Source organism: Actinoplanes sp. NPDC051346, assembly GCF_040682215.1.
Taxonomy (GTDB): Bacteria; Actinomycetota; Actinomycetes; order Mycobacteriales; family Micromonosporaceae; genus Actinoplanes.
The window spans coordinates 196,154-221,920 of sequence record NZ_JBFBAJ010000010.1; the positions used below are offsets into that span (position 1 = coordinate 196,154).

Annotated in this window: 26 protein-coding genes and 1 pseudogene; 12 read left to right on the forward strand and 15 right to left on the reverse strand. The window is 69.5% G+C overall.

All coding sequences use genetic code 11. The features are described from left to right. Nucleotides 1-196: 196 nt before the first annotated feature. Entirely contained in the window at nucleotides 197-931 is a 735-nt protein-coding gene (locus AB0M36_RS24895) for a DUF1775 domain-containing protein (RefSeq protein ID WP_364161384.1), read from the forward strand. Nucleotides 932-1,201: 270 nt separating this feature from the next. After that, nucleotides 1,202-1,948 (forward strand): M23 family metallopeptidase, encoded by a 747-nt coding sequence (locus AB0M36_RS24900; protein ID WP_364161386.1) that lies wholly within the window; start codon nucleotides 1,202-1,204, stop codon nucleotides 1,946-1,948. Nucleotides 1,949-2,245: 297 nt separating this feature from the next. Here the strand turns inward: AB0M36_RS24900 and AB0M36_RS24905 are convergent, their stop codons facing one another. The 9 genes from AB0M36_RS24905 to AB0M36_RS24945 all read right to left on the reverse strand — a co-directional run bounded on the left by AB0M36_RS24905 (nucleotide 2,246) and on the right by AB0M36_RS24945 (nucleotide 7,579). Further along, complete coding sequence (locus tag AB0M36_RS24905; protein WP_364161388.1) at nucleotides 2,246-2,503, reverse strand: glutaredoxin domain-containing protein; 258 nt, start codon at nucleotides 2,501-2,503, stop codon at nucleotides 2,246-2,248. Further along, nucleotides 2,500-3,156 (reverse strand): methyltransferase domain-containing protein, encoded by a 657-nt coding sequence (locus AB0M36_RS24910; protein ID WP_364161390.1) that lies wholly within the window; start codon nucleotides 3,154-3,156, stop codon nucleotides 2,500-2,502. The genes AB0M36_RS24905 and AB0M36_RS24910 overlap by 4 nt, the downstream gene beginning before the upstream one ends. Before the next feature lie 49 nt (nucleotides 3,157-3,205). Next, nucleotides 3,206-3,946, reverse strand: a complete 741-nt coding sequence (locus tag AB0M36_RS24915) for a helix-turn-helix domain-containing protein (protein WP_364161392.1) — start codon at nucleotides 3,944-3,946, stop codon at nucleotides 3,206-3,208. A gap of 142 nt (nucleotides 3,947-4,088) precedes the next feature. Continuing rightward, on the reverse strand, nucleotides 4,089-4,571 hold the full coding sequence (locus AB0M36_RS24920; RefSeq protein ID WP_364161394.1) for an SRPBCC family protein: 483 nt from the start codon (nucleotides 4,569-4,571) through the stop codon (nucleotides 4,089-4,091). Continuing rightward, on the reverse strand, nucleotides 4,568-4,891 hold the full coding sequence (locus AB0M36_RS24925) for a metalloregulator ArsR/SmtB family transcription factor (RefSeq protein ID WP_364161396.1): 324 nt from the start codon (nucleotides 4,889-4,891) through the stop codon (nucleotides 4,568-4,570). Before AB0M36_RS24925 ends, AB0M36_RS24920 begins: the two co-directional genes overlap by 4 nt. Nucleotides 4,892-4,901: 10 nt before the next feature. Continuing rightward, on the reverse strand, nucleotides 4,902-5,315 hold the full coding sequence (locus AB0M36_RS24930; RefSeq protein ID WP_364161398.1) for a hypothetical protein: 414 nt from the start codon (nucleotides 5,313-5,315) through the stop codon (nucleotides 4,902-4,904). After that, complete coding sequence (locus AB0M36_RS24935; protein ID WP_364161399.1) at nucleotides 5,312-6,514, reverse strand: cysteine desulfurase family protein; 1,203 nt, start codon at nucleotides 6,512-6,514, stop codon at nucleotides 5,312-5,314. Before AB0M36_RS24935 ends, AB0M36_RS24930 begins: the two co-directional genes overlap by 4 nt. Further along, nucleotides 6,511-7,179 (reverse strand): metalloregulator ArsR/SmtB family transcription factor, encoded by a 669-nt coding sequence (locus tag AB0M36_RS24940; protein ID WP_364161400.1) that lies wholly within the window; start codon nucleotides 7,177-7,179, stop codon nucleotides 6,511-6,513. The genes AB0M36_RS24935 and AB0M36_RS24940 overlap by 4 nt, the downstream gene beginning before the upstream one ends. A 55-nt stretch (nucleotides 7,180-7,234) precedes the next feature. Beyond that, on the reverse strand, nucleotides 7,235-7,579 hold the full coding sequence (locus AB0M36_RS24945) for a DsrE family protein (protein ID WP_364161402.1): 345 nt from the start codon (nucleotides 7,577-7,579) through the stop codon (nucleotides 7,235-7,237). A gap of 91 nt (nucleotides 7,580-7,670) precedes the next feature. Between AB0M36_RS24945 and AB0M36_RS24950 the strand changes: the two genes are divergently transcribed. The 3 genes from AB0M36_RS24950 to AB0M36_RS24960 all read left to right on the forward strand — a co-directional run bounded on the left by AB0M36_RS24950 (nucleotide 7,671) and on the right by AB0M36_RS24960 (nucleotide 11,501). Next, entirely contained in the window at nucleotides 7,671-9,032 is a 1,362-nt protein-coding gene (locus tag AB0M36_RS24950; RefSeq protein WP_364161404.1) for a rhodanese-like domain-containing protein, read from the forward strand. Then, a complete protein-coding gene (locus AB0M36_RS24955) occupies nucleotides 9,029-10,285 on the forward strand; it encodes an MFS transporter (RefSeq protein WP_364161406.1) in 1,257 nt (418 codons plus the stop codon). Before AB0M36_RS24950 ends, AB0M36_RS24955 begins: the two co-directional genes overlap by 4 nt. Nucleotides 10,286-10,436: 151 nt before the next feature. Then, nucleotides 10,437-11,501 carry a YaaC family protein gene (locus AB0M36_RS24960; RefSeq protein WP_364161408.1) on the forward strand — a complete coding sequence of 355 codons (1,065 nt, stop codon included), beginning with the start codon at nucleotides 10,437-10,439 and terminating at the stop codon, nucleotides 11,499-11,501. Between the two features lie 536 nt (nucleotides 11,502-12,037). Here AB0M36_RS24960 and AB0M36_RS24965 read toward each other — a convergent pair. The 3 genes from AB0M36_RS24965 to AB0M36_RS24975 all read right to left on the reverse strand — a co-directional run bounded on the left by AB0M36_RS24965 (nucleotide 12,038) and on the right by AB0M36_RS24975 (nucleotide 15,454). Further along, the gene (locus AB0M36_RS24965; protein WP_364161410.1) at nucleotides 12,038-13,675 is read right to left on the reverse strand and encodes a recombinase family protein; all 1,638 of its coding nucleotides are present in this window, start codon (nucleotides 13,673-13,675) and stop codon (nucleotides 12,038-12,040) included. A 116-nt stretch (nucleotides 13,676-13,791) separates the two neighbouring features. After that, nucleotides 13,792-14,076: a hypothetical protein gene (locus tag AB0M36_RS24970; protein ID WP_364161412.1), complete on the reverse strand. Its 285-nt coding sequence runs from the start codon at nucleotides 14,074-14,076 to the stop codon at nucleotides 13,792-13,794. 334 nt (nucleotides 14,077-14,410) lie between these two features. Beyond that, nucleotides 14,411-15,454: an acyl-CoA desaturase gene (locus AB0M36_RS24975; RefSeq protein ID WP_364161414.1), complete on the reverse strand. Its 1,044-nt coding sequence runs from the start codon at nucleotides 15,452-15,454 to the stop codon at nucleotides 14,411-14,413. Between the two features lie 113 nt (nucleotides 15,455-15,567). Here AB0M36_RS24975 and AB0M36_RS24980 point away from each other — a divergent pair, with 113 nt between their 5' ends. Beyond that, nucleotides 15,568-16,869, forward strand: a complete 1,302-nt coding sequence (locus tag AB0M36_RS24980; protein ID WP_364161627.1) for a sensor domain-containing protein — start codon at nucleotides 15,568-15,570, stop codon at nucleotides 16,867-16,869. Beyond that, nucleotides 16,821-17,456, forward strand: a complete 636-nt coding sequence (locus AB0M36_RS24985) for a response regulator transcription factor (protein ID WP_364161416.1) — start codon at nucleotides 16,821-16,823, stop codon at nucleotides 17,454-17,456. Before AB0M36_RS24980 ends, AB0M36_RS24985 begins: the two co-directional genes overlap by 49 nt. 197 nt (nucleotides 17,457-17,653) lie before the next feature. Here AB0M36_RS24985 and AB0M36_RS24990 read toward each other — a convergent pair. The 3 genes and pseudogenes from AB0M36_RS24990 to AB0M36_RS25000 all read right to left on the reverse strand — a co-directional run. Then, a pseudogene (locus tag AB0M36_RS24990) lies at nucleotides 17,654-18,045 on the reverse strand (transposase); the annotation flags it as partial. A gap of 530 nt (nucleotides 18,046-18,575) precedes the next feature. Continuing rightward, the gene (locus AB0M36_RS24995; RefSeq protein WP_364161418.1) at nucleotides 18,576-19,001 is read right to left on the reverse strand and encodes a hypothetical protein; all 426 of its coding nucleotides are present in this window, start codon (nucleotides 18,999-19,001) and stop codon (nucleotides 18,576-18,578) included. 45 nt (nucleotides 19,002-19,046) lie between these two features. Continuing rightward, a complete protein-coding gene (locus AB0M36_RS25000) occupies nucleotides 19,047-19,772 on the reverse strand; it encodes a DUF4389 domain-containing protein (protein ID WP_364161420.1) in 726 nt (241 codons plus the stop codon). Between the two features lie 758 nt (nucleotides 19,773-20,530). Between AB0M36_RS25000 and AB0M36_RS25005 the strand changes: the two genes are divergently transcribed. The 5 genes from AB0M36_RS25005 (at nucleotide 20,531) to AB0M36_RS25025 (ending at nucleotide 25,763) form a co-directional block, all read left to right on the forward strand. Continuing rightward, on the forward strand, nucleotides 20,531-20,863 hold the full coding sequence (locus AB0M36_RS25005) for a tyrosine-type recombinase/integrase (protein ID WP_364161422.1): 333 nt from the start codon (nucleotides 20,531-20,533) through the stop codon (nucleotides 20,861-20,863). A gap of 398 nt (nucleotides 20,864-21,261) precedes the next feature. Beyond that, nucleotides 21,262-22,263: a glycosyltransferase family 4 protein gene (locus AB0M36_RS25010; protein WP_364161424.1), complete on the forward strand. Its 1,002-nt coding sequence runs from the start codon at nucleotides 21,262-21,264 to the stop codon at nucleotides 22,261-22,263. Between the two features lie 158 nt (nucleotides 22,264-22,421). Next, complete coding sequence (locus AB0M36_RS25015; protein ID WP_364161426.1) at nucleotides 22,422-23,549, forward strand: glycosyltransferase; 1,128 nt, start codon at nucleotides 22,422-22,424, stop codon at nucleotides 23,547-23,549. Next, the gene (locus tag AB0M36_RS25020) at nucleotides 23,546-24,586 is read left to right on the forward strand and encodes a glycosyltransferase (protein WP_364161428.1); all 1,041 of its coding nucleotides are present in this window, start codon (nucleotides 23,546-23,548) and stop codon (nucleotides 24,584-24,586) included. Before AB0M36_RS25015 ends, AB0M36_RS25020 begins: the two co-directional genes overlap by 4 nt. Nucleotides 24,587-25,628: 1,042 nt before the next feature. Next, the gene (locus tag AB0M36_RS25025; protein ID WP_364161430.1) at nucleotides 25,629-25,763 is read left to right on the forward strand and encodes a hypothetical protein; all 135 of its coding nucleotides are present in this window, start codon (nucleotides 25,629-25,631) and stop codon (nucleotides 25,761-25,763) included. The last annotated feature ends 4 nt before the right edge of the window (nucleotides 25,764-25,767 follow it).

The following is a 25,767-nucleotide window of genomic DNA, read 5'->3' on the forward strand; positions in this document are numbered from 1 at the left end:
GGCGGCGTCCGCGGTCGACCGCGGCGCATTCCACCCGGCTGGCACCGGAGGTAGCGTCACCGACCACAGGCTGGCGGAGCCAGGTGCAGGCGTGATCAGTTCGGTACCGTACCGAGGTGCCGGGAACTCCGCGTCCACCGGCAACAACTCCCCGGTGGACGCCTTCTCACCGACCATGATCACGAGGAGTGGCCCTATGGTGCGTCAGACATGGCGCCGGGTGGCCGGTGGCGCCGCCGCGGCGGCTGCCGGGTGCCTGCTTGCCCTGCCCGGCGCCCACCCTGCCTCGGCGCACACGGAGATCACCATCGACCCGGCGCGCGCCGGCGCCAAGAACGCGCTGGCCACGGTCCACGCCGAAGCCGAGTCGGAAACCGCGGGCGTGACCAAGGTTCAGGTGTTCCTTCCGGTCGGGATCACCCCGGAGGACGTCACCCAGGTCAGCCTGCCCAAGAAGTGGAAGCTGACCAAACAGCAGGACAGCTACACCGTCGCCGGGCCCGCGCTGGCCGTCGGCCGTGGCGCCGAACACCAGATCCGCATCCGGCAGCTACCCACCTACGCCTCGGTCACCTTCAAGGTGCTGCAGTCCTACAGCGACGGGCGTACCGACCGGTGGATCGCCCTGCCGGGCGAGGACGGCTCCGCGTCGGACAACCCCGCGCCCACGGTGCAACTCGCCGGCGGCTCGGGCGCCGCCCCGACGGCCACCCCTTCACCGGCGTCCGTCCCACCGTCGGCCGCCTCCGCTCCGTCGTCGTCGCCGGCCACGGCACCCGCCAGTGCCGTCGGCACGCCACGCACCGAACCCGCCGCGAACGAGTCGTCGGGCACTTCGCCGCTGTGGTGGATCGTCGGTGCGGTGCTGGTCGCCGCGGTCATTGCCGCAGCGGTCATCGTCGCGCGGCGCCGCCGCCCGCCGGCGTCCTAAGCCACAAGACGCCGGGCTGGGCTCAGGACTCGCCCCCCCGGGGCGGCATGGCAGGAGACTGCCCGGCGGCGCGCAGGCCAGGAATGGACCGCGCGTGGGCCAGGCTGACCTGCACCGCCAGCTCCCACAGACCCCACCAGGGACCGATCCGCGATCTGCCGGTAGCACCATGGGTGCGAACTGGTGCCCTTGCGGGGCAGCCCTTCGCCGCCCGACGCCTCATGCCGACAGGAAGGAGTCAGCCGTCATCTGAGACTGGAGCTCCTGTCGATGCACCGGACCCGCACGCCCCAGGCCGCCGCTGTCGGCCGTCACCGGCGTACACCCGGACCCGGCCGCCACCGCGCCGAGACACCGACACCCATCCACACCCGGGCCGGCCTCATCGCCACGACAACACTGACCGGCGCCACCGTCGTCACCGCGATCGCCGCCGCCGACATCTTCCCGGCGCACAGCACGGCCCGCGCCGCGTCACCGGTCGCCGCCCGCACCACCACGACCGCGCCCGCGTCCGCGCCCGCGTCCGCCGTAGCCGACACGGTCACCGGTTTCGGCGGCACCCCGGTCGGCGTCGCAGTCCGCCGCCTGCCGACACCAACACCGACAGCCGCATGGGTCGACCCGATGCCCGCGGGCACGGTCACCTCATGCTTCGGACCGCGATGGGGACGCCAGCACGCCGGCGTCGACCTCGCCGCGGCGGCCGGCACCACCGTGGCCGCCGCCGCGACCGGCACCGTGGCATCCGCGGGAACGGACTACGACGGCTACGGCATCTCCGTACTGATCGAACACCCCGACGGCGTCAGCACCCACTACGCACACCTCGCCTCTACCGCAGTGCGGCCCGGCGACACCGTCACCGCCGGGCAACCCATCGGCGCCGAAGGCTCGACCGGCAACTCCACCGGCCCCCACCTGCACTTCGAAGTACGCCAAGGCGGATGGGACAACACCGTCGAGCCGACCGCGTGGATGCGTCAGAAGGGCGTCGACCTCGGCTGCGCCTCATGACCACCGCCGACCTCCAGTAGCTCAGAGCTGTACCAGCGCCTCACCGCTCACATCACCTGCGCCGGGGTGAGGTGCCACCACCGCACCGGCAGCGGAGCCGGCTCGCTCGCCCGCCCCGCCAGGTCCTAGCGATCGCAGACAGCCGCAGCCGTTGACAGCGCCGGTGCTGGCGGAGCACGGCGATGCTCGCCTGGTCCAGGGCGATGTTGCGCCGCCCGGCGGCGGTCTTGGGCACGTCGAGGTAAGGACGGCCGCGCACATGCGCGACGGTCTGGTTGACGGACAGCTCGCCTGGGGCTACCCGCGGGCGAGTTGGTCGACCTTGGCTGCCTTAGGGTTGATCAGCCATTGGTCGGCGACGTGGACGGTGGGCACGGTTTCGTTGCCGTCGGCGACGGCGCGGACTGCCGCTGCGGCTTTGGGGTCGGTCCAGATGTTGATTTCGGTGAAGGTTAGGCCCCGGCGCCGGAGTCCGTGGCGGAGCAGGTAGCAGTAGGGGCAGCCGGGTCGGCTGTACACGGTGATCGGCAGGTGTGATCCGGCGGTGCTGCTCATCTGGCGGGTCCTTCATCGGGGCGGGTGGCGGTGCCGCGGATGTGTGGGGCGGCCGGGCTGCTCGGCCCGGAGGCCGGGAACTTGAAGCGGTGCAGCTCTTGGACGACGAAGCCAGCCTCGGCGATGGCGGTGGGGGTGTCGCGGCCGGTGTGGCAGCCGGCGAACAGCTTCGGCCAGAGGGTGGCGTCGGCGATGCGTTGAACGCGGCGGATGGCGCCGGGCTTCACGGCGGCGACGTGTTCGAAGAAGCGCAGTTGTCCGCCGGGTCGCAGGACCCGGCGGATCTCGGTCAGGGCGGTGGCCTGGTTCGGCACGGTGCACAGGACGAGGGCGACGACGGCGGCGTCGAACTCGCCGTCGGTGCCGGGCAGTGCTTCGGCGAGTCCGTCGACGACCCGGACCGGTACCGGCGCGGTGCGGGCGGCGGCCCGTGCGGCGGCGCGCAGCCGTGGTTCGGGTTCGACGGCGACGACCTCGGTGACGGTGGGCGGGTAGTGGGCGAAGGTGCGGCCGTTGCCGGCGCCGACCTCGATTACCCGCCCGTGTAGGCCGGCGACGAGATGCCGGCGGTGCTCTGCGCCGCCGGCGCGGTCCATGGTGACGCTGAGGCGTTGGTAGACGCGGGCGAAGATCGGGTGGGACACCGTTGCCATGGGTCCTCCTGTGCGGGCGAAGTGCTCTGTCAGGTTTGGGGTGAGACCGTCACGTCGACCGGTGGTGCGGGGTGGTGGCGCGTACGAACAGCTCGGCGAGCATGAGGGCGACGACGGTGTCATCGACCTGGTCCACGTCGGACCGACCTAGGGTGGGGGGCGCGGGGTCGAAATGGCAGTGCACCGCCCAGAGCGCGGCCAGCTCCACGATGGTGCGGGCGACCAACGGGGCTGGGCCGGGCAGCGCGAGGGCGCCGGTGTCCTGCCGGCGGATGAGGTACTGCGTCAACGCGTCGATCTGTGCGCGTCGACCGGTGCCGAACCACACCAGTGCCAGGTCGGGCAGTTCGGGCGCGCATCGGTCGACCAGCTTGATCGCCACCCGGTGCCGCGCGAGTCGCCGGTACAGGTCGGTGACGATGCCGGCGAGCTCGGCGTCCGGGTCGGTGGGCTCCGCGCCGGCCGGATCGGTCAGCGCGCGCACCAGGTGAAGTTCGGCGAGCTCGGCGCCGAGCCGGCCCGCGACGAGCGCGGCGATCTCGCCGTCGGTGGGCGCCGGGACCGGCAGCTCGGCGGGCACGGGTACGGGTTGGTGGCCGTCGGCATAGCGGACCGCGGCGGCGAAGAGGGCGGCCTTGTTCTGCGCGTACCCGTAGAGGGTGCCTTTGGCCAGGCCGAGGGCGTCAGCGACGTCCTGGAGCTGGGTGCGCTGGTAGCCGTGGGTGATGAAGACCCGCGCGGCGGCGGCGACCACGGCGGCGAACCGGTCAGCGGGGATCGAGCGAGCCACGCCTGGGACTATAACTGACCGACCCAGTCAGTCAAGAAATCTCTGTGTTGGTGAGAGGCTGAGGCTGATGGCCCCGCCGGTTCGACGGGGCCATCGGTGTGGGCGGTTCCTTAAGGCGGGACCGCCGGAGTTGGGTTCGTGTTCAGCTGCCTTCGGCGAATAGGGCGGCGTAGCGGGTCAGGTACAGCGGCCATCCCTCGTCGTGGGCGACGCCGTCGCGCACGGATTCCCAGCCGGGGCCGTGCCGGTCGAGGTGACGGTGTTCCAGCTCGACCCGGGTGCGATCCGGGGTTTCGGCGATGAACCGGACCTCGACCTCGCTGGTGTTGTCCGGCTCGGTCTCGATCTGCCACTGCGGGCTGATGTCCCAGCTGAACACGACCCGATGGGGTGGTTCGTAGGCCAGGACACGTGCCCAGCGGCACTCGCTGCCGTCGACGCCGCGGTCGTAGATGTGTCCGCCGACCTTCGGTTCGAACACCGACTCGGCGATCGCCGCGCCGAGCAGGTTGTGTTCCGGCGGCTTGAAGTCGCCGAACCGCTCGGTGAATGCGGTGAACGCGCGTTCGAGCGGCGCGTTCACCGTGATCTGCCGACGTACTACGACGGCCGCTGTCTCGGTCATGAGTTCTCCTCGGTGGATTGTTCGACGACGTCCTGGTAGCCGTCCAGCGCGCGATTCCAGAACGTCTCGAGTTGATCACGCAGCGCCGCCAGGCCGGCCGGGTTGAGCCGGTAGACGCGGCGGGTGCCGGCGGCGTGGTCAGCGACCAGTCCGGCGTCCTTGAGGACCTTTAGGTGCTGCGAGACCGCCGGTCGGCTGATCGGCAGCTCGTCGGCGAGGTCGCCGACGGCGCGGGGCCGCTCGGCCAGGCGGGTGACGATGGCGAGCCGGGTGGGGTCGCCGAGAGCCTCCCAGCCCTCACGGGCTTGGTAAGTAGCCACGAACGGTAAGCTACGACTTACGGATGCATTGCGTCAAGACTGTCGGTTCGTCGATCAGGCGAGGCGGCGCCGGGGCGGCGGCGCCTCTGAGTCGGGAGGGGCGCCAGGGGCGGCCCGGTTCGGTGGCAACGGCATCGTCGGCGACCTCAAGGGCGTAGGCCGGCGAAGTAGTGGTTCCGGTCGGACTGCTCTGGACCGGGCCGAGATAGGTGTGGCCGGTGAGGTGGCACCAGGCGGGCAGGTCGAGCGGTGCGGCCGGGTCGGTGGTGCGGATGTGGATGACGGTGCCAGGGGCGGCCTGAAGGGTGAGCGGGCGTAGTTCGAGGAGGAGTTGTACGCAGCGCCGGTCGCCGCCGTCGAGGACGAGCACCGAACCGGTCGGGCTCGGCCGTGTCGGGTTCGCACCGGCGGGTGTGGTGTTCACCGTGCCCCGTCGTTCGTCTCGACGCCGTTGCGGGTGAGGACGGTGCGGGCGGCCGTGGTGACAAGGTCGGCGGCGCGGTCGATTTCATCGACGGTGCTCCACCGACCGAGGGAGAGCCGCACCGCCGCTAAGGCGCGGGCGGGGTCGTACCCCATGGCGCTCAGGACCGGGGAGGGTTCGGTGGTGCCGGCGTGGCAGGCCGACCCGGTGGAGGCAGCCACCTGTGGTGTCGCGGCGAGGAGGTCGTCGCCGCGCAGTCCGGTGGTGGAGATGTTGAGGGTGTGCGGCAGTCGCTGCTCGGGGTGTCCGTTGACGATGACCGGTGTCGGCAAGCCGTCGGCGAGGTGGCGGTGGAGGCGGTCGCGCAGCGCGCCCAGCCGCTGGGGCTCCCCGGCCGCCAGCTCGTCGGTGCAGCGTTGCGCGGCGGCGCCGAGGCCGACGGCGTAGGCGACGTTCTCGGTACCGGCCCGGTGGCCGTGTTCCTGCCCGCCGCCGTAGATGAGCGGTTCGACGGCCAGGCCGGGGCGTACGTGGAGGGCGGCGATGCCCTTCGGTGCGTACATCTTGTGCCCGACCACGGTGCACAGGTCGACGCCGATCTCGGCGACGTTGAACGGGATCTTGCCGGCGGCCTGGGCGGCGTCGGTGTGCACGGGTATGCCGTGGGCGTGGGCGATGCGGGTCAGCTCGGTGAGCGGTTGCAGGACGCCGGTCTCGTTGTTGGCGGCCATCACCGAGACCAGCACGGTGTCCGGGGTGATCGCGTCGGCCAGCGCGGCGGGGTCGACCAGCCCGTCGCCGTCGGCTGGCAGGTAGGTGACCCGGACGCCGTGCCAGCGCTGCAGGGCTCGGCAGGTGGCCAGCACGGCGGGGTGCTCGGTGACCTGGGTGATGACGTGCGGCCGCTCGATACCGGAGGCGAGGACGGTGCCGCGCAGGGCGAGGTTGTTGGCTTCCGAGCCGCTGCCGCAAAAGACGATGCCGTCGGCGTCCACGCCGAGCAGCGTCGCCACCTGGGCGCGAGCCTGTTCGAGGGCACGGCGGGCCGAGGCGCCGTAGGGGTAGCTGCTGGATGGGTTGCCGAAATGGTGGAGCAGGTAGGGCTGCACCGCCTCGACCACGGCAGGGTCGACCGGGGTAGTGGCGTGGTAGTCGAGGTAGATCGGCCCACCCGCGAGAGCGGGGTGGATGGCGGTCATGCTCCGGTACCTGTTTCCAGCGGGAGTTCGGCGGCCCGCCATTCGAGCATGCCCTCGGCCAGGGGGCGGGCGCGGCGGCCCTGAGCGGTGAGCAGCCGGACCGCGTCGTGCGCGAGCACGCAGTAGGCGCCCCGGCAGTAGGCGACGATCTCCGTCTTGGCGGGCAGGTCACCGATGCGGTCGGCGAGCTGATCCAGCGGGATGGAGACCGCCCCGGGCAGGTGCCCGGCGGCGTACTCCTCGGCGGGGCGCACGTCGAGCACGGTGACCCGGCCGAGCTTGACCCGGTGCAGCAGTTCGTCGCGGTCGACCGGCTCCGTGTCGGCCGGGCCGAGGTAGGCGGTGCGGGCGGCTTCGACGTCGGGCAGGTGGGCGGCGGCGACCGTCTGCAGCCGGGTGTAGAGGTCGGCGACATCGCCGCCGGCGAGGCGGTAGTACACCTTGGTGCCGTCCTTGCGGGTGGCGACCAGGTTGGCCTGCTTGAGGGTCTGCAGATGCGCCGAGCAGGTGGTGACGCCGAGCGCGGCGGCGCGGGCGAGGGCGTCGACGGTGCGTTCGCCCTGGGCAAGCAGGTCGATCAGCTCCAGCCGCTTCGGGCTGGACAGCGCCTTGCCGACCCGGGCGAACTGCTCGAACAACTCGTCCTTGCGTTCCCGGCTACCCATGCCTCGTCCTTCCGCGGAGATCGTGCCGGTCGATTCTCGTGCACCGCGACGCCGGTCAGAAGGTGAGGACCTTGTCCGCCCACGCGGTGTCATCGGCGCAGTCGGTCAGGGTCGCTGGTGCGGTGCCGTCGACCAGGACGGTGTCGGCCAGGCCGCGGGTCTGGAGGCAGGACTTGCACGCGCGGAGCGTCGCGCCCGCGCGCACGGCGGCGGCGACCAGTTCGGTGATGTCCTGACCTTCCGGCCCGCGTTGGCTGGGGGCGGCGCAGGCGACCGCGTCACCGAAGCAGTACAGGCGCACCTGCGTGTCGGGGCGTTCGGCGAGCGCGCCGGCCAGGCGCAGCCCGTTGAAGGTCCGCTCGGTGCCCGGCCCGTCGTTCAAGATCACGGTGTACTTCACGAACCAACCTCTTCCCATATTCCAAAGTTCTTTGGAGGACTGTATGTTCGTGGAGCTGGGAAGTCCAGCGCACCGCTGAAAGGAACCCGCGATGAGCGCACCGCCGATCCACCCCCTGGTGGACGAAGGGCTGGGCAACACCGCCTGGCTGGTCGAGCTCGGCGACGGCCGCGCCCTGGCGGTCGACCCGCCCCGGGATCTGCGGGCGCTCCGCGCGGTCGCCGAGCGGCGAGGGCTCACCGTCGCGTACGCCGCCGACACCCACCTGCACGCCGACTTCCTCACCGGCGCGGTGCAGCTCGCCGCCACCGACCGGGCCACGATCCTCGCGTCCGCCGACGGCGGGCGGGCCTTCGACCACCGCGGATTGCACGACGGTGACGAGGTCGACCTCGGCGGGCTCACCCTGCGCGCCTTGACCACGCCGGGGCACACCGACGAACACCTGTCGTTCCTGCTCCTCGACGGCTCCACCCCGTTGGGCGTGTTCACCGGCGGGTCGCTGATCGTCGGCTCGGCCGCCCGCACCGACCTGCTCGGCGCCGACCGCACCGAGGAACTGGCCCGCGCCCAGTACGCCTCGCTGCACCGCCTCGCCGCTCTAGCCGACGCGACCGCGGTGTGGCCCACCCACGGCGCCGGGTCGTTCTGCTCCGCCCCACCCGGCGCGGCCCGCAACTCCACCATCGGCACCGAGAAGGCCACCAACCCACTCCTTGCCGTCCCCGACGCCGACGCCTTCGTCGCCCAGCTCGTGGGCAGCCTCGGCTCCTACCCCAGCTACTTCGCCCGGCTCGGCGAAATCAACCGACGCGGTCCCGCCGTCATCACCGACACGCCGACCTTGCCGGCTCTCGACGTCACCACGGTGCGTCGGCTGCTCGCTGACGGCGCGGTGGTCGTCGACGTACGCCCAGTCGCCGACATCGCCGCCGGCCACATCCCCGGCGCCATCGCCAACCCGCTCCGTCCCCAGTTCGCCACCTGGCTCGGCTGGCTCGTCGCCCCGGACACCCCCGTCGTGGTCGTCCGCAACCCCGACCAGGACCCCGCCGACATCGCCTGGCCCGCGATCAACATCGGCCTCGACCACATCGTCGGCGAGCTGGCCGGTGGCATGCCCGCCTGGCGCGCCGCCGCAGGCCAGGTGACCACCACCCGACTGGTCACCCCCGACCAGGTACCCGCTCGGGGCGTGCTGGACATCCGGCAACACGCCGAGTACACCGCCGGGCACCTGCCCCGCGCGCGGCATCTTGAACTCGGCCACCTCGCACAGCAGGCGAATGCGGTGCCGGGCAAGGCGCTCACCGTCATGTGTGGACACGGCGAACGCGCGATGACCGCGGCCACGCTGCTCGAACGCGCCGGGCACCGCGACCTGAGCGTGCTCGTGGGCGGCGCCGAGGACTGGGCCGCCGCCACCGGTCAGCATCTGGAGGAAGGCGCATGACCAGCCCCGTGACCGCCCCGAAGCTCCGGTTGGGGCTGCGCGCCAACCTCGCCCAGTTCAGCCTGCTCGTCGCGGTCAACGCCCTCGTCGGCGGCCTGCTCGGTCAGGAACGCACCGTCCTGCCCCTGCTGGCCGAACGCGAGTTCCACCTCACCGCCTACACCGCCGCCCTCACCTACATCCTCGCCTTCGGCGCCACCAAGGCCATCACCAACTTCTTCGCCGGCACGTGGGCCGACTGCTACGGCCGCAAACCCGTCCTGCTCGCCGGCTGGCTCATCGGCATCCCCGTCCCACTGATGATCATCTGGGCGCCGTCGTGGGGCTGGATCGTCGCCGCCAACGTCCTCCTCGGCGTCAACCAAGGGCTGGCCTGGTCCACCACCGTCATCATGAAGATCGACCTCGCCGGACCGTCGCGGCGCGGCCTCGCCATGGGCCTCAACGAAGCCGCCGGCTACCTCGCCGTCGCCGGCACCGCCCTGGCCACCGGCTGGCTCGCCGCCGAACACGGGCTACGCCCTGCACCGTTCCTGCTCGGTCTCGCCTACGCCGGCCTCGGCCTCGGCCTATCCGCATTCTTCGTCCGCGAGACCCGCGAGCACGCCCGCGCCGAGGCCGCCGCCCACCAGCCGGTCGACGGAGCCCACCATGGCGAGCTGCGCACCGGGCAGATCGCCGCCCTCGTCTCCTACAAGGAGCCGGCGCTGGCCTCGGCCAGCCAGGCCGGCATGGTCAACAACCTCAACGATGGCCTCGCCTGGGGCCTGTTCCCGCTGATGTTCGCCACCGCCGGACTGTCGCTGACCCAGATCGGCGTCCTCGCCGCGCTCTACCCCGCCGTCTGGGGCCTGGGACAGGTCGCGTTCGGACCCGCCTCCGACCGATACGGGCGCAAACCGTTCATCGTCGCCGGCATGCTGACCCAAGCCGCCGCACTGGCCGGCTTCGCCGCCGCCGACTCCTTCGCCGCCTGGATCGCCGCCGCGGTGCTGCTCGGCCTCGGCACCGCTGCCGTGTATCCCACCCTGCTCGCCGCGGTCGGCGACGTCGCGCATCCGGCCTGGCGCGCCCGCGCCGTCGGCGTCTACCGGCTCTGGCGCGACGGCGGCTTCGCCATCGGCGCCATCCTCGCCGGCATCGTCGCCGACCTCGCCGGCATCCGCGCCGCCATCTGGGTCGTCGCCGGTCTCACCGCCGCCTCCGGGCTCCTGGCGTGGGTGCGGATGTACGAAACACACCCACGCAGGTAACCGCTCGACCGCGAAGACCACCGGGGACCTGCCGCTCGCCCACGCCTGCCCGGGTCGGTGGAGAACTCGGCCAAGTCGACACTGGCGAGTTAATGCCGGCGCAACCTTCCCCTCTCTCCCTATACGGTGGATCGCCGACGAGGGAGGTCGGATGGAAGACGTCAAAGCCACGCTCCGGGAACTACGGTCGTTGCGTTTCGATCCACCGGGCCATGCCAAGAAGGGAGCCCGGCGCACCACGTTCCAGGCCGCACTCGAGCAGTGTGAGCAGTTCCTGGCGGCGGCCGGCGACGCCGGCTACGCGACCCGGCCGGTGCAACTGTTCTACGCGCTGTCGCAAGCCTGCCGGGCCGTCGTGGCGGCGTCTCCCCGTATCGGCAACCAGCAGTGGAACGTGCACGGACACGGGCTCAGAGCCAGAACCAGCTCCACGTCTGTCGCCGACACCACCGTAGCGGCCTCCGAGTCCGGTCTGTTCCAGTCAGTGGCGACGGCTCTGCAGGTCGAGGCTTTAGCTCCTGATGACGTGGTGAGCCTGCGCGAGCTGTGGCCGCTGCTCCCGGAGATGGCAGGCGTGGCACTGCCAGGGAACTTCTCGACTCCGGCACTACTTTTCATGCCGTCGAACTGGCCCAACCCCGGACCATTTTCGCAAGCCGAACTCCACTGGATCCCGACACAAGTCCGAGAGCGCTACGGCCACGACCGTACGCGCGTAGGCGACTTCTTGAAGCAGTACCCTGCCCTGCACAATTGCGAAATCACACGCCACGGAATTACGGCTGAAAGGGTCAAATGGATTGAGCATCCTCTAGGGCTGTCCCTGGATGTGGAGTGGCGCTCCAACGACTCGCCGGTTCGCGTGTTCGAATCCCAGAGCACGCGCAATCTCGGCCTGGTCCCCTACTGCGGACCAGATGACTGGTACGTCACGCCGCCACTGGGGCAGATGCGGCAAGGATTGCACCCATTCCTCGCCTTGTGGGCAACGCTCCTAGCCCTGTCCTCCCTGGCACGGTATGAGCCCGCCCCATGGTCGCGGATGATTGACATCGATCGTTCGGCTGAGGCGAACGCGCTGGAGCACCTGCTGGACAAGGCTGCCGAATCGATCTCTCGCTCAGTACTGAACGTTCTTACCTTGTCAACCGCCGAAGGCCGACCAAGCGTTGCAGCAGGCGGTTCACCATCCGACGATGAGCACCCGCGCGGATGATCAGGACCTGGTTCGGACGGGACTAACGGCCATCGGTGCTCGCCTAGGCTCGTTTGTCCCGCCTGCTCCACACGCATGCGGCGGCGGGCAGGGGCGCGAGCAGAGCCGGACCGACCTCGAGGCAGCTCAGGCGAAACGGTGGGCCTAGCCGAGGTGACGGCAGGGCACTCCGGTCCGGCACGACCTGCACCGTGCCCGGCCCTCCCACCTCAGGCAAGGAAGCCAGGCACCCGATCGGCGCAGCTGCGTCAACGGGCGTAGGGCATTCGGATCGGGCGCCTGGTTCTGTTTCCTTGCCCGTGGCGCCGTCGGGCCGGGCAGTGTCGCGGTAGTGCCGACACGGCGCCAAGCGCGCCAGGAATAGCCCGCGCTGCTGCCCGTACCCGCGAGCCCATACGGCGAAAGAGCACGGGAGGCACACAGATGCATGGCGATGAAAGGTAGACTGAAGCACATGAACACTCGATGCACATGTTGCATCGGTGCAACGCGTGGGGGTTCAAGTCCCCCCTCGGACACGTTAACCCCCACCAAGGTCATTCACGTTTCGGATGACCTTGGTGGGGGTTAAATGCTTTCTGCCGCTGGTGCGGAATCGCCAGCCCTGGCAGCGGCAACTCGGCAGAGACTAATGGGCGAGAACGCTGCTCCGGGGTCTCATCGGCCGCTTCGATCGGCACCCCCTCCTCCCCCGCCGCACTGGCCATGTCGCTGGAGTCGACAGTTAGGCGCGGCTTCGTCTGAGGCTCGGCCGTGGGATCGGCGCCGACGTCGAGGGTGATGCTGACGGGCGTGCACACGATGGTGATCTTTCGCTGCCGCAGCCGAGCGGCGAGGTCCTCGGGTGTGAGCGCTTCCGGAGCCATGCCGATGAGATGGGCGAACTGGATACAAGCCTGCTCCAGCACGTGTTCCTCGCGCAGGTAGAGAGTCTTGGCGCGATCCAGCTGGACGTCGCTGCCGCTGGTGCGACCGTGTCGGCACCGGTAGCCGGCACGGCCGTGCACCCACTGCCCTTCCAGACGACGTCGGCACAACCCACAGATCACCAGGCCGGTGAGCCGATACCGATGCAGGTTGCCGTCATCGGGGACGTCGAGGGCGCTGATCTGCTGGGTGCGCAGGAAGTCCTGCTCGCTGACCAGCGCCGGGTGCACCACGACCGTGGAGATCACCCACTGGTCGCGCTGGTTCCAGTGATGCGACGGCCTGCGTCCGGGCGGCCGGCTGGTCTTGTCTCCCGGGCGGGTCTCATGGTGGTCGATGCCCTGCCGGTTCCACACTTGCCGACCGGTGTAACGCGGGTTGCTCAGGATCGCCGCGACCGTGCGCACCGTCCAGGCAGCGCCGCTGCGATGAGTGTTGCGGGCCCGGTCGTGCGCCGACGGCGGAAGCACCCCGTTCGCGTTCAACGTCCGGGCTATGCCTGCCACGCTGCATCCGGCCAGTCGCTGCGCGAACATCCACCGGACCGTGGGTGCGGTCTCCGGATCCGGGTCGAGGCGATGCAATCTCCTGCCCCACCGGGCGTGTGCGGCGTTCGGATGCGGACCCGCGTCCACGAGCCGGTACCCGTACGGCGGTCGGCCGCCCAGATGCCGGCCTTGGTCGCGGGCTTGGACCCGCATCGCCGCCGTCGTGCGAAACCGCGAGCGGAGGATCTCCCGCTGCGACTGATGGCCCAGCATCAGCACCAGCGCCTGATGCACCGGGTCAGCCGCGTCGACCGGACCGCCAGCCTCCGGCAACCACACCTGGATGCCGTGCTCGTCGAATAGCGGGAGCAGCTCTTCGAACTGCCCGGCGGAGAACGCCCGCTCGAACTCACCCACGACGAGCGCATCGAACGGCCGACCCGCTTGCGTGATTGCCGCTAGCAGGGCCGCGGCCTGTGGGCGCTGTCCCCACGGCAAGCTCCGCGAGCAACCCACGTCGAAGAAGCTCGCGACGATGACACCGTGCCCGGCGGTCAGCCGCAGCGCGCTGTCGAGTTGCCAGGCTCGCGAGGACAGATCGTCCTGGTACTCCACCGTCGACATCCGCCCGTAGAACGCGAACCGCAGCCCGCCCATATGGGTCGGGAGGCAGCGGCCCCTGACTCGGACCGGGCCGGTCGTTGGTGGGCTAGTCAGCCACGCGGTGAGCGGGTCGCAGGTGTCGGCAGGGAGGGTCATGACGCTCACCTCATCCGGTCCGGATACCGGTGAGAGCCCACCGGCGACAACGGATGACGCGGCAGCGACCGCGATCACCTGGCGGAGTGACCCCTATGTCCGGGACTGGTGCTCGCTCAGCCGTGCCAATAGTCGCGCTCCGGCAGGAGAACCCAGGTGTCGGACGGGCCGGTGACGGGGCGGGCGTCGGGTGGGCGTAGACCTACGTAGGCGCAGGCGTAGGCGGCGGGGCTCGAGCGGTACAGGTAGCTGAGCAGGACCTCGTCGCTGGTGGCGTCCTCGCCCGGGTCGCCGCCAGGGTGCAGGTCCCAGCCGGATATCTGCCCGTCGGTGAAGATGCTGCCTTGGTTGCCGCTCTTGGGGTTGGCGTACAGCCCGTAGGCGATGGTTCCCGCGGACATTGTGCGTCCGACGACCGGGGCCACTGGCTGGTAGCCCACGGTTGGATGACGATGCATCCGCCGGGCACGTTCGTGATCCCGACGAGCCGCAGGTGCGCGGCACCTCGCCGGCCGGCGAGGTCGCGTCCGGATCCGTGGGAACCGGTGCGACGCCGGCGGACGATGCTCGCGTCTGACGGAGCTCGTCGGTAATGACAATCCCTTTGTGGGTGGGCCCGCGCGGGCACCTTCAGGGCTGTCGTCGATTCCGGGATGGCCCCACCGTACTCCGGTTCGGCTCCCCCGGGCTTGCCGGCCCGGCCGGGCCGGCAGATGTCTCAGAAGACGCACCAGCTCAGCGTGCCGCGTGTTCGGCGCGGGCCTGCGCGCCTACCCGGTGCAGGTGCTGCAGCGCTTGCCGGTACGACGTGCGGAGGCTGGTCTGCTCGTAGGCGACGCCGATGTCGGCGCAGTATGTCTGCACGATGGGTTGGGCCTTGCGCAGATTGGGGGTCGGCATGCCGGGGAACAGGTGGTGCTCGATCTGATAGTTCAGGCCGCCCAGCGCAGCATCGGTGAGCCAGCCACCGCGGACGTTGCGAGAGGTCAGTACCTGCTTGCGCAGGTAGTCCTCGTCGCCGGTCGGGTGCGGCATGCCCTTGTGATTGGGTGCGAAGGTCATGCCGAGGTAGACCCCGAACAGCGCCTGGTGCAGCAGGAGGAAGGCAATCGCCTGCAGGGGTAACAGGACGATCAGGAGCGCGGCGAGGTAGCCGATGGCGTGCAGGATCAGCAGTGCGCTTTCTAGGCGGGGGCGCTTCACTGTGCCGTTGCGCAGGGCCTTGATGCTCGAGACCTTCAGGTCGACGCCGAGCAGGGTGAGCAGCGGGAAGAACAGTGCCGCCTGGTGCCGGGTGATGAAGCCTTTGAGTCCGCGCCGGCCGAGGGCGGACTCGGTGGCCCAGATGAGTACCTCCGGTGCGACGTCGGGATCGAGGTCGTCGTGGTTGGGGTTGTTGTGGTGCCGGGTGTGCTTATCCACCCACCACCCGTAGCTCATCCCCACGCCGAGGTTCCCGGCGATTCGCCCGGCGACCTCACTGGGGCGCTTGGTGCGGAACACCTGGCGGTGCGCCAGATCATGGGCGACGAGCGCGACCTGGGCGAACGTGACGGCAAGGAACGCCGCAGTCAAAAGTTGCCACCAGGACGAGCCGACGAGGAAGAACGCGGTCCAGCCGCCGAGGAACATGAGCGCGACGACGCTCAGCCGGGCGAGGTAGTAGGCGGGCCGGCGTTGCATCAGCCCCTCGCTGGTGATCCGGCGCGACAGCACGGCGAAGTCGCTGCCGGACTTTCTCACCCTCGCGGCGGGCGCCGGCATCTTCGTGATCGTCATACCTCTATGAAACCGGTTGGAGCGGCGATCATCAGGAGTGCTACGTCCTACGGGCCCGGGGTGCTAGCACCACCATGGAAGCTGCCTGGGCGGGCACTATGTGAGCTGTGGACATGCGTGTGAGCGGTGCGCGGCTGGCCCGATGGGCCCGGCGCGGTGTGCGGGGCGTGTTGCGCGGCATGGCCGCGATCGGTCTGGCGTTCACCAATATCCCGCTGCTCGTGGTGTCGGTCGTCGCATTGGCCCTGACGCCAGTACCGTTCCTCGGTCTGGCGTTGGTGCCCTGGGCGATGACGCTGGTCCGGATGCGCACCGATCTGGAGCGCCGACGTGCCTCGGCGACCGGTGTGCTGGTGACCCGTCCGTACCTTCCGCCGCCGGACGGGGCGGTGGCCGGTGGCTGGCAGCGTTTCCGGTGGACCGTGACGGACCCGGCCACCTGGCGTGACCTCGCCTGGCTCGCACCCGGCGCGATCGTCGCGCTCAGTCTCGGGACCATCGGCGTCCTGATGCCGCTGTACGGCCTGGCTGGTTTGACTTTGGTGCCGGTGTGGATCTGGCTCGGTACCGGCTGGTACGGCTACGCCGCCATCTGGTCCGTCGACAGCTTGCCCACCGCCTTACTCTGCCTGCCGCAAGGCGCGATCTTCCTTGCCGCCGGGCTCTGGGCGACACCCTGGCTACGCCGCGTGGATGCACTCTTCGCCCGGCTCTTCCTCGCCCCCACCAGGGCGGCGGAACTGCGGCTACGCGTCACGCAACTGACAGTGACACGGGCTGACACGGTAGACGCCCAGGCGGCCGAGTTGCGGCGCATCGAACGAGATCTGCACGACGGCGTCCAGGCCCGCCTGGTCTCCCTGAGCATGACGATCGGCCTCGCAGACGAACTCATCGACCATAACCCGGCCCAGGCCCACAGACTGCTCGCCGAAGCACGTGAGTCCAGCGGCACCGCTCTGGTCGAGCTCCGCCACCTCGTGCGCGGCATTCACCCGCCGGTGCTCGCCGAACGCGGACTCGGCGGCGCGGTTCGCGCACTGGCGCTCAGCCTGCCGCTGCCGATCACCGTCGAGGTCGACCTGCCGGGACGGCCCGACCCGCCGGTGGAGTCCGCGGCGTACTTCGCGGTCGCCGAGGCGCTGACCAACATGATCCGACACAGTCGCGCCCGCACCGGATCGGTGTCCATCCGCCACGCGGACGGCGTACTGACAATGGTGGTCACCGACGACGGCGTCGGGGGTGCCGACCCCGCGGCCGGCACCGGATTGGGTGGCATCCGACGCCGCCTCGCCGCATTCGATGGCAAGATCGCGCTGTCCAGCCCACCCGGGGGACCCACCGTCGTCACCATGGAGGTGCCGTGCGCGTTGTCATCGCCGAGGACCAAGCCCTCCTCCGAGACGGACTGACCCGGCTGCTCCAAGCCTTCGATTTCGACGTCGTCGCAGCCGTGGACGACGGACCCGCGGCGCTGCCCGCCCTGACCACACATAAGCCCGACGTGGCCGTCGTCGACGTTCGCCTCCCGCCGACGTTCACCGACGAAGGGCTACAGGCCGCGCTCGCCGCCCGAACCCAGATCCCCGGCCTGCCGATCCTCATGCTCTCCCAGCACGTCGAGCCGCTCTACGCCCGGGAATTGCTCAGCACCCCGCACGGCGGCGTCGGCTATCTACTCAAGGATCGGGTGTCGCATGTCGGCGAGTTCGTCGATGCCGTCCGGCGGGTCGCCGGCGGCGGCACCGCCATGGACCCAGAAGTCATCACACAACTGCTCGCCCGCCGAGAGCCGCTGGCGGTACTCACCATCCGGGAACGTGAAGTGCTAGGCGAAATGGCTCAAGGCCGCTCCAACGCGGCGATCGCGAGCAACCTCCGCATCACCGAGAAATCCGTGAGCAAACACATCAACAACATTCTCACCAAACTCGACATGCCGCCCTCCGACGACGACAACCGGCGCGTCCTCGCCGTCCTGGCATACCTCAACGCCTGAACGCAACAGACACCAGACAACCATCATGCGATCCGCACCGTGCGGACCCTCTCCCGGGCTCGCGGCAGTGAGGCTTATCCAACGACGGATAAGATGCGGTACCTGAACACGGATGCCCTTGTGGTATCCGTATCACTCGTGGGGGTTCATCCCCCCACGGGGGTCCGTACCAAGATCGGGTGTTTCCGGCTTCTCGGTTAGTAGGTCTCGGCGGCCGGCCAGCGGTCACCGAAGGTGATGGCGAAGGCGTTCAGGACGGGCTTCCAGCGCGTCGTCCATCGGGCGCGGCCGGTCCCGGTCGGGTCCAGGCTGCGGGTCACAAGATACACGCATTTCAGCGCGGCTTGCTCGCTCGGGAAGTGCCCACGGGCACGTACGGCCCGGCGGTAGCGGGCGTTCAAGGATTCGATTGCGCTCGTGGAACAGATCACCCGGCGGATTTCGATGTCATAGTCAAGGAACGGAATGAATCAGTTCCATGCGTTACGCCACAGCCGGATCATCGCCCGGTATTGGCTGCCCCACTCCTCTTCCAGTTCCTCCCTGCGGCCAGCACCGTTTGCGCGTTGACGGCCGGGTAAATCGGTTTGCCGGGTGTAGTGGCTGGTCTGGGCGGTGTCTTGGTGTCTGCGGCGGTAGCTGGACCATTCCCGTCGGCGTCGGCGTCGACGGCTCCGAACCCGGCCTCGCCGTCAGCACACCCGATCTGAGCTTGACTGGCGCGGTCGGAGTGAGCGCACATTCGTACAATCGTCCCGGCGTTGGCGGCGCAAGCTTCCATGAGGCGCAGCGAGCTGTCGGCCTTCGCATTCCCAGCGCTCCTCGGCGCCATCGGAGCTTGGCTCGTCAGTAGTCGCCTCGGACCCCGGCCTGGGTTGGCCGGGCGGCTGCCCAGAGTTGACGAGCAGTACGACCGGCTCGTCGTCGGCGCAGAACGCAGTGACCATCGTCGGCTCGAATCGCACCAGGGGCGGTCCGGACGAAGGTGGCACGTTCAGTGACGTCACGGGAACTCCCCTCCTCGGGACCACGCCGGGCACGGGGTGCACTGTGCCGAGCGGCAGGCTGGGAGCCCGGTGGCGATCCGGCCACGGCGCTCCCAGCGAACAACGGTGTGTGTCAGTGGTGCACTCGGAACTGGATTCGCTGCTCCAGGTAGTCGATGTCGTACAAGACGATGTACTCGGTGCCGTCGGGAACGTTGCGGGCCAGGACGGTACGGTGCCCGCCGCATGCGGTGACCGGTTCGGTGTAGGTGAGGCTGCCGTCTTCGGTCAGCGGATAGAACCCTACGAGGAAGGTCTGACAGCGGTCGGACGGGTTGGCCGGGTCCTTGATGTGGGACACGCTGATGGTGCGACAGCGGGAGTCGGGCACGGTGAGGACCGCGGTGCCGACGCGCCCGCCTTCGTAGAAGCCGGCCTCGGGTTGCACCGACACGCACGTGCGGTGCCCGTGATGGCCGGCAGCTGAGGCAGCCGCGGGTATCAAGGCGGTGGAGAAGACCATGGCCAGAATGGCCAGTAAGTAGGTCGGGCGTCTCATGTGGGACCTCCGTTCAGAATGGGGAGGCGCGGCCGGACGGCCGGGTCAGCTGGTCGGTAGGTCGGACTCCCCCGTCACCGTGCCGGTGGGCGCGATGACCGCGGTCGCCGGATCCTGGCCGCCGGTGTCCAACCGGAACGGCGGGTAGGCGTCGGTCATCAGCGCGGTGTACGCGGCGACCCGCAGCACCCACCGGTTCAGACCCAGGATGAAGTCGAACAGGCCACGCGGGTACCGGCCGGTGACGGCCAGAACGATCGCGGCGACCAGCACCAGCAGCCCGATCAGGCCGCCACCGGTCCAGCTGTAGTTGTCGGTATCGGAGTTGACCGCGAACCAGGCGCCTCCGCCGGCGAGGATGCCGACGATCAGCAGGTGCGGCAGGGCCAGCAGCCACCACTTCACCAGTACCAGCCCACGCGACAAGTGCTTCGGGTAGGAGACCTCCAGGTGCGCCGGATACTCGGCCACCTCGGCAAGGGTGAACGGCGGGTACCGGTCGGTGCCCAGCGCGCTGTAGGCGTAGTAGTTGACCCGCCAGGTCCAGCGCATCACACCGACGTTGAAGTCGAACATCCGCCGGGGGTACCGGCCGGTGAACAGGATCGCGAAGAACGCGACCACGGACACCACGCAGAAGGCGATCCACAGGGCGAGCAGGACGATGAAGTGCGGAACGGCGAGAACCCACTTCACCAGCCACAGCCAACGAGACAGGTGTGAGTCCAGACGCGCATCCACGCGAACCGGATAGGCGGTCGTTACGGTCATGATTGTTGGACCTCCAACGGATCTGTCGGCGCCCTGACCCTCCGGGCACGGAAGCGCCCAGCCGGATCAGACGACTGATGTACCGGCTCCGTCCGGAGTCCGTGGGGCGAGGGCTGAGGCCCCCGGATCCGCCGCACCTCGCCGTCGAGATGACATACGGGTGGGGGTGTTTGCCACCGCTCGGCCCTCAGAGGAGGCAGTTCCGCTTCCGGCTACCGAGGTCTGGGGCAGCGCGCCCGGGCGGCGCCGGTCGTCAAGTCAGCTGACGAATCGATCCATCCTTGACGTTACGCGCTATTCGCCTGCATGGTCCGCCGGCGTGCCAGCGCCTATTCCCAGATCTCGCGTAACCGCGCGATCTGACTGGCCGGCGCAGGGATGCTGCGGTATCCAGTTGGTCGAGGTCTTGATGACTATGCCCGAACCCGCGAACCGTGCTTCTTCGATGACTCTCATTCCGGGCACCGTCGGCTCCGGCCCCTCGGCGGGCGGGCATGGCGCCAACCCGCGCGCCCGAACCCGGCCCTACCGAATCGGCGTTTGCCTGTCGTCGGACCTCACGCTCGCCAACCTCTCCGCTTGCCGTTCGTCGAACGCCAGCGCACCACCGCCGGCTACCCCGTCGTCGAAGGCGAACCCAAGACCGTCGCCGGCCGCCAGGCCGTCACCCTCGGAAACACACCGTCGCGATTCTGCGCGCGCACCGCCGTCACCAGCTCGCCCACCGCGACAGGCGCCACGGCAACGGCCAGGTGTGGATGGACTCGGGCTACGTGTTCACCCGCAAAGACGGCGAACCGATCCACCCGCGCTACGCCACCACCCGATCCCGGATCCTCGCCAACCGCGCTGGCCTACCACCGGTCCGGCTCCACGATCTACGGCACGGCGCCGCGTCCCTCACCTGCGAAGCCGGCGCTGATCTGAAGACGCTGCAGGATCTGCTCGGGCATTCCAGCATCGTGGTCACCGCCGACACCTACACCAGCGTCCTCCCCGACAGCCAGCGCCGCTGCGCCGACGCCACCGCCACCCTCGTCCTGGCCGCGGCCCGACACACCCGCATTGACACCCATGTGGCACCCAGCTGACACCCACCGTCCGATAAGGCTGGACAGCAAGAAGGGCCTGACCTGCGCTTCCGCAGTTCAGACCCGTCTAAATCTTGTGCGCCCGAAGGGACTCGAACCCCTAACCTAATGATCCGTTGGACCTCGGCCGAGCAGCCTGGACAGCGAGGCGGCTCGATGGCAGGTAGTCTGGTGGCTGTCGCTCCAGACCCTGGCGGCTCCACCCGCCGCCGGCGGGTGCCCTCCAGAGAGCAGACAATGAATATCCCAAAGACCGTTATCATCGCCGTGCCTCGCGAGCCGGGCCAGAACGACAGGGCCGATGTCGTCGACCGGGAACTACCCGACTTCATCAAAACTTCTCGGCATGGCGGACTGTTGGCCACGCTCCACGTCGATCCGGCCGCCGCGGAGCCGGCGTGAGGGTCGGCATCCTGGGGCCGGTGGCATGGCGAACTCCGCCCCACGCCTACGGGCCCTGGGAACAGGTCACGGGTCTCCTCGCGGACGGCCTCGTCGCCGCAGGAGCTGACGTGACGCTGTTCGCGACCTTGGACTCGATCACCACGGCCCGGCTCGACGGCGTGTGCCCCCGCGGGTACGCGGACAACCCGTCGGTTGACGGCCGGGTCGCCGAGGCGATGCACGTCTCGCACTCCTTGGCCCGGTCAGGCGAGTTCGATATCGTGCACAGCCACCTCGACTGGTTGCCTCTCGCCTTCGCGCAACACTGTCGCGCGCCCCTGGTCACGACCGTGCACGGGTTTTCCGGCCCCACGATTTTGCCTGCCTACCGGGCGAGCAGATCCGCTTTGGTGTCGATCTCGGATGCCGATCGCAGCCCGGAACTCGACTATGTGGCGACGGTGCATCACGGTGTGGATGTGGACGGGCTCCCGTTTACCCCGTCGGCAGGGGCGGGGCTGGTCAGCTTCGGCAGAATCCACCCGGACAAGGGCACCCACACGGCGATCGAGATCGCCCGCCGGGCCGGGCGCACGCTCACCATCTGCGGAATCGTCCAAGATGCGCGGTATTTCACCGAGATGGTGGCACCGCACATCGACGGCGAGCGCGTGCTCTTCCTGGGCGCGGTGGGGCCCCGACGTCGCAGTGAGATCCTCGGCGGTGCGCTGGCCCTGCTGCATCCGATCGACTTCGATGAGCCGTTCGGCTTGTCGGTGGTGGAATCCATGGTCTGCGGCACGCCGGTCATCGCCTACAAACGTGGCTCCATGCCCGAGATCGTCGACGAAGGTGTCACCGGCTACCTCGTACGCGGCGTCGACCAGGCCGTTGCGGCCGTGGGCGCGGTTCGCATGATCGACCGGGCCGGGTGTCGGGCCCGCGCCTGCCAGCGCTTCGGCGCGAACCGGATGGTCGCCGATTACCTGGCCGTCTACGAGCAACTCATCGGCTGACGCGTCCGCTCACTACTTCATCCACTTTCTCGGCAGGGCCGGCTCCTCAGGGCGCCGGCCCCTCGTCCGCCACACACGCTGGCGGATCGGAGCCGTCACCGCGTGAGGTCACCCACCGTGTCAATCGCGATGGGGCCGACAACCAGAAGGCATTCCCTATGATGATCAGGTACGGATTTCTCAGCACCCATCCGCCCACCCGCTGTGGTTTGGCGACCTTCAACGCGGCGCTGGCCGCCCATCTCGGCGAGGGCGGCGTCGTGCGGATCGCGGCGAACGGCGACGATCCCACGCCCGTACCCGGCGTGGTGCACACTTGGACGACCACGACGCCGGCCGGCTGGCGCGACAGCGCCGAGGTGCTGAGCACCTTCGACGTCGCCGTCGTCCAGCACGAATACGGCATTTACCCTGGCCGCGACGGCAGCGAAGTCCTATCCGTGCTGCGGCGGCTCACCGTGCCCAGCCTGGTCGTCCTGCACACCGTCCTGACCTACCCCACGGAGAGTCAGAAGTCGCTGCTCGAGGAGATCGTCGCTGCCGCCGACGCGGTCGTGACTATCACCAAGGCCGCGCGCGACCGGCTGCTTGTCGGCTATGCCGTCGACGCCGCGAAGGTCTCCGTGATTCCGCACGGCACCTCCGACTATGCTGGCCCGCCGAGCAGCCGGGGCGCTCAGCCACATCTGCTCACCTGGGGTTTACTGGGACCGGGCAAGGGCATCGAGTGGGCGCTGCGCGGCCTGGCTCGGCTGCGGGACCTGGAACCCCCGCCCGTCTACACCGTGGCCGGGCGGACTCATCCCAAGGTCATCGAGCATCATGGCGAGGCTTACCGGGCGAGTCTGCACCAGCTCGGCGCGGCCCTCGGCATCGCGCACAATGTGCGCTACGAGTCGTCCTACCTCGACGATGCGGCTCTCGGGGAACTCGTCCGCTCCGCCGATATCATCGTGCTGCCGTACGACTCGACGGAGCAGGTCACCTCGGGCGTCCTCGTCGAGGCGGTGGCGGCCCGGATCCCGGTCGTCGCGACCGCGTTCCCGCACGCGGTGGAACTGCTCACCGACGGGCCTGGCCTGCTCGTGCCGCACAAGAACCCGACAGCTCTCGCAACCGCCATCAGGAGAATCCTCACCAAGCCGGCGCTGGCCGCCACCCTGCGCCAACGCAACGGTCACGCCGAGCCGGCACTGCGGTGGCCCGCCGTCGCCCAGCAGTACCACGACGTCGCCGCGAGGCTTGTCGCCGCACACCACCGCCCGGTCGCCGTGGCCGGCAAGTGACGGTCAAGACCACCAGCACGGTGCCGGGGCGCGGCAGATCCGTACCCGCCCCCACCTTCACGCACCTGAGGCGGCTCACCGATGACACCGGCCTGTTCGAGCATGCCCGGCACGCCATCGCCCGCCGTGAGCACGGCTACTGCACCGACGATGTCGCCCGGGGCCTCCTGATCACCAGCCGCGAGGCCGACCCGTCCGCCGAGGTGCTCCGGCTTGCGGAACGCTATCTCAGCTTCCTCACGCACGCGCAGGACGCCGAGGGCGCCTTCCACAACCGACTCGCGTTCAACCGGGACTGGACCGACCAGCCCGGCCACGGGGACTGGTGGGGGCGCGCCCTCTGGGGCCTCGGGACCGCTGCGGCCCGCAGCCCGGCGCCGTGGATCCGCCAGGAAGCCCTCCTCGCATTCACCCGAGGAGCCTCCTGCCGGTCCGTCGCCCCGCGAGCAATGGCATTCGCCGCACTCGGTGCCGCGGAACTGCTCCGCGTTGACCCCGGCAACGAGCCGGCCGCTGCCCTCCTAGGCGACGCTGCCGTCACCATCGGTCCTCCGACCCTCGACCGGGACTGGCGGTGGCCGCACGAACGGCTCACCTACGCCAACGCCGCCCTCGCCGAAGCCGTCATCGCCGCCGGCCACCTGCTCGACGACATGCCGGTGCTGGACGCTGGCCTGCGGATGCTGACGTGGCTGCTAGACGTCCAGACCAGCGGCGGCCACCTGTCGGTCGTCCCCGCAGGAGGCTGGGAACGGGGTGGACGCCGACTGCGACACGACCAGCAACCGATCGAGGTGGCCGCTCTGGCCGATGCCTGCGCCACCGCCGCCACCATCACCGGCGACGACAGCTGGCTTGTCGCAGTGCGCCAGTCCATAGGCTGGTTCCTCGGCGACAACGACATTGGCCAGCTCATGTGGGACCCCGCAACCGGCGGCGGCTACGACGGGCTAACCCTGCACGGCCCCAACCTCAACCAGGGCGCCGAGTCCACCCTTGCCCTGATCTCCACCCTCCAGCACCGAACAGCTCTATGAGGCAGGCCTCCGGCGGCGTCGCGGACGAGGTCAGATCCGCATCGTCGCCCTTCCATCTCATTCCATGCCTGGCGAAAAGTGGCGCCCGTCAGACCTCACGACCTTCCCCTGCATCCTTCAACCCGCGCATTCGCACGACATCGATTCGTCGTCGCGATGGCAGATAGGACCTGAGGAGTCGCGATGAGCAGCCATTGTGCTTCTGAACGGCCGGTCCGCTGCCGGATTCGGGCAATCATGACCACAGCTGTGCACGCGGTCGGCGCGCCGCTGCGCGCGCCACGATAGAGGCCATCAGCCCTGGTCGCGCAGCCGACTGTCCAGGAGCGCGGAAAGCTCCCGGGCAAGTGTCCCCAGGCTTTCACCGCGGTACACGCCTGCCAGCTCGTCCAGCAGGCGGGCCACGACCGTGGCCTGAGCCGCCGCCAGCGCCAGCGTTCGTCCCGCGGACCGGTCGCCTTCGACGAGCCGTTCCCGCAGACGTTCGGTCTATTCATCGCGGTCGAGCGGGTTGCCGGAACGATCCCGCACCGCTGCTGTGGGACGCGGTGGTACGTGATCGGCAGCAGGAGCCTTGCTGAACTGGGCGTGTTCGGGGCAGTAGTCAGTCTGTCGGATCGGGTCAGAGGTCCAGCCGACAGCGCGATCACGAGCCCAGGATCGGGCATCCGCGTCATCGCGCCACGCCTCGATGGCCGGCGGCTCCAACTGGATCGGGCATCCCGCCACGTCGCAGCTGAGAACGACCCGCCGCAGCGCGCCTCCCCTGGACAAGTGGATGCTCACTACAGCCCGCTCTCGTGCTCGTCGCACTGCGCGGCCCGACTCATCGGCTGACGGACCGATCACCGCACAATTCGATGCTACTGCCGCTCGCAGCACTTCTCCACCATCGTGGCGCCTGGAAACGGCGTAGGCTCGGTATGCAGTTCGGATTCCCACGACCACGGCGACAATCTCTTTCCTTGCCCCTTGCCCGCATGCCGCCAGCAGGCAAACACGATTCTGCACGTCCACCGGCCCGTTTCAGGGAGGTTCGATCATGTCCAAGGACTCGACGACCAAGGCGAACGTCAAGAAAAAGGGCAAAACCATCAAAGAAAAGCAGACCGCGAAGCGCCTCAAGCGCGCCGAGCTGAGCGGCCAATCCTCGAGGACCCCGACCACGGGGCGCTGAGCAC

What these genes read in the sequence shown, in the direction of transcription:
- AB0M36_RS24895 (WP_364161384.1), top strand. Translation starts at nt 197, where the DNA reads ATGGTGCGTCAGACATGGCGCCGGGTGGCCGGTGGCGCCGCCGCGGCG.
- AB0M36_RS24900 (WP_364161386.1), top strand. Translation starts at nt 1,202, where the DNA reads ATGCACCGGACCCGCACGCCCCAGGCCGCCGCTGTCGGCCGTCACCGG.
- AB0M36_RS24905 (WP_364161388.1), bottom strand. Translation starts at nt 2,503, where the DNA reads ATGAGCAGCACCGCCGGATCACACCTGCCGATCACCGTGTACAGCCGA.
- AB0M36_RS24910 (WP_364161390.1), bottom strand. Translation starts at nt 3,156, where the DNA reads ATGGCAACGGTGTCCCACCCGATCTTCGCCCGCGTCTACCAACGCCTC.
- AB0M36_RS24920 (WP_364161394.1), bottom strand. Translation starts at nt 4,571, where the DNA reads ATGACCGAGACAGCGGCCGTCGTAGTACGTCGGCAGATCACGGTGAAC.
- AB0M36_RS24935 (WP_364161399.1), bottom strand. Translation starts at nt 6,514, where the DNA reads ATGACCGCCATCCACCCCGCTCTCGCGGGTGGGCCGATCTACCTCGAC.
- AB0M36_RS24940 (WP_364161400.1), bottom strand. Translation starts at nt 7,179, where the DNA reads ATGGGTAGCCGGGAACGCAAGGACGAGTTGTTCGAGCAGTTCGCCCGG.
- AB0M36_RS24950 (WP_364161404.1), top strand. Translation starts at nt 7,671, where the DNA reads ATGAGCGCACCGCCGATCCACCCCCTGGTGGACGAAGGGCTGGGCAAC.
- AB0M36_RS24955 (WP_364161406.1), top strand. Translation starts at nt 9,029, where the DNA reads ATGACCAGCCCCGTGACCGCCCCGAAGCTCCGGTTGGGGCTGCGCGCC.
- AB0M36_RS24960 (WP_364161408.1), top strand. Translation starts at nt 10,437, where the DNA reads ATGGAAGACGTCAAAGCCACGCTCCGGGAACTACGGTCGTTGCGTTTC.
- AB0M36_RS24965 (WP_364161410.1), bottom strand. Translation starts at nt 13,675, where the DNA reads ATGACCCTCCCTGCCGACACCTGCGACCCGCTCACCGCGTGGCTGACT.
- AB0M36_RS24970 (WP_364161412.1), bottom strand. Translation starts at nt 14,076, where the DNA reads ATGTCCGCGGGAACCATCGCCTACGGGCTGTACGCCAACCCCAAGAGC.
- AB0M36_RS24975 (WP_364161414.1), bottom strand. Translation starts at nt 15,454, where the DNA reads ATGACGATCACGAAGATGCCGGCGCCCGCCGCGAGGGTGAGAAAGTCC.
- AB0M36_RS24980 (WP_364161627.1), top strand. Translation starts at nt 15,568, where the DNA reads ATGCGTGTGAGCGGTGCGCGGCTGGCCCGATGGGCCCGGCGCGGTGTG.
- AB0M36_RS24995 (WP_364161418.1), bottom strand. Translation starts at nt 19,001, where the DNA reads ATGAGACGCCCGACCTACTTACTGGCCATTCTGGCCATGGTCTTCTCC.
- AB0M36_RS25000 (WP_364161420.1), bottom strand. Translation starts at nt 19,772, where the DNA reads ATGACCGTAACGACCGCCTATCCGGTTCGCGTGGATGCGCGTCTGGAC.
- AB0M36_RS25005 (WP_364161422.1), top strand. Translation starts at nt 20,531, where the DNA reads ATGGACTCGGGCTACGTGTTCACCCGCAAAGACGGCGAACCGATCCAC.
- AB0M36_RS25015 (WP_364161426.1), top strand. Translation starts at nt 22,422, where the DNA reads ATGATGATCAGGTACGGATTTCTCAGCACCCATCCGCCCACCCGCTGT.
- AB0M36_RS25025 (WP_364161430.1), top strand. Translation starts at nt 25,629, where the DNA reads ATGTCCAAGGACTCGACGACCAAGGCGAACGTCAAGAAAAAGGGCAAA.